Raw genomic sequence first — 3,339 nt, forward strand, 5'->3', positions numbered from 1 at the left:
AGCGTTCGTCCTGAGCCAGGATCAAACTCTCCATCAAGGTCCAACGACCAGCCAGGGGGCGAACCCCGACCAGCCAAACCTCAGGAAACAATCCCGGCATCACACAGCCCCCAAACGGAGACCGTGCATTGCCTCAAAGAAATCCCCACCACCCCACAAAGCAGGGCGGCACGGGGCGACCCGGCCGAACTCGACCGAGCCGATAAAGGCACTGGCTTTTAACACGCTGTTGAGTTCTCAAGAAACGGACACCCACCGCGCTGGATCCGCTTTCGCGTTTCCCGCTCCGGGGCGACTCGACTTACTTTATCAGGTCCGTCCGGACTGTCAATTCCGGGCTTTTCCGATACGCCATTCCGGTTCCGCTTGCGCGGCCCCTTTCCGGCGGTGGAGCTATTTCATCAGATCCGGCCCGATTGTCAAATCGAACCTTTCCGACCCATCACGACTATGCGGACGCGACGAAGCCGCGTCTGCTGATCGAGGATGGTTCCCCCGGGCCGGCCGCCGTGAGGCGTCCCGCACTCCCGTGGGGCGAAGTGAACAGTATGCCCAACACGGGGTGACGTCAAACCGGCTCGCGCGTGTCAATGGCGCCGGCGCGCCCGCTTCGCCCGGCCGGAGCCGCCCTGGCATCCGACCTACCTCGGGTTTTGTCCTGGTCTGCCCGGCTCGCACCGCTCGAACATCGCATTCACTCGGCCGAGGTTTCTTTCCGGCAACGCCGACCGTTCGGCGCGCCTCAGGGTTTGGCCAGGTACCCGCCGACGAACAGCACCCCTTCGGCGATCACCCAGACGAAGGCCGCGACCGTGAGGGTGACGTCCAGCCGCGAGGGCCTGCGCCTGACCCCGGGCATCGACCAGGCGGTCACGGCGACGGCCGCGGCGAGGACGGCCACGGGTGCCGAGAGCCGCACGGCGTCCTCGAACCCGTCCCCGCATCCCGGGTCGCGGCTCTCTCCCTCACCGCAGAAGGCGGCGTCGCCCCACCCGCCGAGGGCCGAGAAGACCCAGAGGACGGCCAGCGCGCAGTTCGCGATCGTCGGGATCGCCGGCGAGATCCACCAGCCGTTCGGACGCCCGGACATGGCCTGCACGACCGGAACGTACCTCGCCTCGCGGGAACCGGGAACCCCTCCATGGGGCGACCGCCGGGCCGGTCAGGTGATCTCTTTGGCCTCGTGCAGGTTCATGTCCATGACGATGGCCGTCATGACCGCCATCGTCCGCAGCGGTTCCCGGACGGGATCGGAGATCTCCACCGCGTACCGGTCGGCCGTGGTGAGCAGATGGGTGGCGAGGCCCGCCCACTTCTTGCGGACGTGCGCCACCTTGCCGCCGTCGGCGTCCTTCACCTCGAAGTTGTTGCGCGGCACGTCGACGTCGACCGTGCCGATGAGCGTCCCGTCGTCGTCGTAGACGACGTAGCGGCGGCCGACCCTCTCGGTGACGAAGGAGCCGACGCGCTCTCCGTCCGGCCGGAGGATCTCGGTGTACTCCCGGCCGCTCTGCTTGTCCACGACGTACAGGGGGTCGCCGTCGGGGGTCGTCAGCAGGACGGCGCGGGCGTCGAGGTTCGACTTGCCGGGGAACAGACCGCGCATGACCGCGGCACCGCCCTGGTCGTCGGTCGGCGCCGCGATGGCGACGACGGTCCCGCCCTCGTCCAGCACCTTGTACCGCGACTTGGCGAACGGTCCCCTGCGAGGCTGTTCGACCCTGAGCACCGGGGAGCTGAACACTTCGCTCACGTGTTCTCCTGCCTCATCGGCCGCATCGGCGACCCGCCTCACTGTTCACCTTGCCGGCGCCCGCACCCTCGGGCGGCGCGCCTTCCAACCGGCGATCCTGCCAAGCACCGGGCCGCAGGGGAAGCTCTTTGCGCGCCCGTCTGCGCCCACCGGAACCGCCGCGCCCGCACCGGGCTCACTGACCTGCACCGGCGCGGCCCGAGGTGGCCGTCCGAGAAACATTCTTCTTTCGGCCCGGCGGCCACCGAGCATCCCCGCGGCCATCTCGGCCCGCGTCCCCTGCCGCCTCGTCGCGCACCGCCTCGCCCGGACGGGCCCCACGGACACGGAAAGGGGCGGCCCCGAAGGAACCGCCCCTTTCACATGCACTCGGAAGTGCCTACCGCGGACTCGCTCAGAAGTCCATGCCGCCGGCGTCGGGCATGCCGCCCGCCGGGGCCGGGTTCTTCTCGGGCTTCTCGGCGATGACGGCCTCGGTGGTCAGGAACAGCGCGGCGATCGACGAGGCGTTCTGCAGCGCGGACCGGGTCACCTTGGCCGGGTCGAGGATGCCCGACTCGAACATGTTGACGTACTCGCCGGTGGCGGCGTTCAGGCCCTCACCCGGGGTCAGGTTGCGGACCCGCTCCACCACGACGCCGCCCTCGAGGCCGGCGTTGACGGCGATCTGCTTCAGCGGCTCCTCGAGAGCGCGCTTGACGATGTTCGCACCGGTGGCCTCGTCGCCCGACAGCTCCAGCTTGTCGAACGCCTTGGTGCCGGCCTGCAGCAGCGCCACGCCACCGCCGGGGACGATGCCCTCCTCGACCGCGGCCTTGGCGTTGCGGACGGCGTCCTCGATGCGGTGCTTGCGCTCCTTGAGCTCGACCTCCGTCGCGGCGCCGGCCTTGATGACCGCGACACCGCCCGCGAGCTTGGCCAGGCGCTCCTGGAGCTTCTCGCGGTCGTAGTCGGAGTCGGTGTTGTCGATCTCGGTGCGGATCTGGTTGACCCGGCCCGCGATCTCGTTGGCGTCACCGGCGCCGTCCACGATGGTGGTCTCGTCCTTGGTGATGACGACCTTGCGGGCGCGGCCCAGCATCTCGGTCGTGGTGTTCTCCAGCTTGAGACCCACGTCCTCGCTGATGACCTGGCCGCCGGTCAGCGTGGCGATGTCGCCCAGCATGGCCTTGCGGCGGTCGCCGAAGCCCGGGGCCTTCACGGCCACGGACTTGAAGATCCCGCGGATCTTGTTGACGACCAGGGTGGCCAGGGCCTCGCCCTCGACGTCCTCCGCGATGATCAGCAGCGGCTTGCCGGACTGCATGACGCCCTCGAGGACGGGCAGCAGGTCCTTGTTCGCCGACGCCTTGCCCTGAACGATCAGGATGTACGGGTCCTCGAGGACCGCCTCCATCCGCTCGGGGTCGGTCACGAAGTAGTGCGAGATGTAGCCCTTGTCGAAGCGCATGCCCTCGGTCAGCTCGAGCTCCAGACCGAAGGTCTGGCTCTCCTCGACCGTGATCACGCCTTCCTTGCCGACCTTGTCCATCGCCTCGGCGATCATCTCGCCGATCTGCGGGTCGCCCGCGGAGATGGAGGCCGTG

At 68.7% G+C, this 3,339-nt stretch carries 3 protein-coding genes; all 3 read right to left on the reverse strand.

From position 1 onward, the window contains the following. Nucleotides 1-742 precede the first annotated feature (742 nt). Nucleotides 743-1,099 carry a hypothetical protein gene (locus tag AB0C84_RS45615; RefSeq protein ID WP_258940605.1) on the reverse strand — a complete coding sequence of 119 codons (357 nt, stop codon included), beginning with the start codon at nucleotides 1,097-1,099 and terminating at the stop codon, nucleotides 743-745. A 63-nt stretch (nucleotides 1,100-1,162) separates the two neighbouring features. Further along, nucleotides 1,163-1,753, reverse strand: coding sequence for a phospholipid scramblase-related protein (locus tag AB0C84_RS45620; protein WP_179844247.1), 591 nt, complete (start codon nucleotides 1,751-1,753; stop codon nucleotides 1,163-1,165). A 394-nt stretch (nucleotides 1,754-2,147) separates the two neighbouring features. Further along, nucleotides 2,148-3,339: chaperonin GroEL (groL, locus tag AB0C84_RS45625; RefSeq protein WP_361079065.1), on the reverse strand; the 1,192-nt coding region annotated here is incomplete at its 5' end.

The sequence above is a fragment of the Actinomadura sp. NPDC048955 genome, from assembly GCF_040649435.1.
Classification (GTDB): Bacteria; Actinomycetota; Actinomycetes; order Streptosporangiales; family Streptosporangiaceae; genus Spirillospora; species Spirillospora luteofluorescens.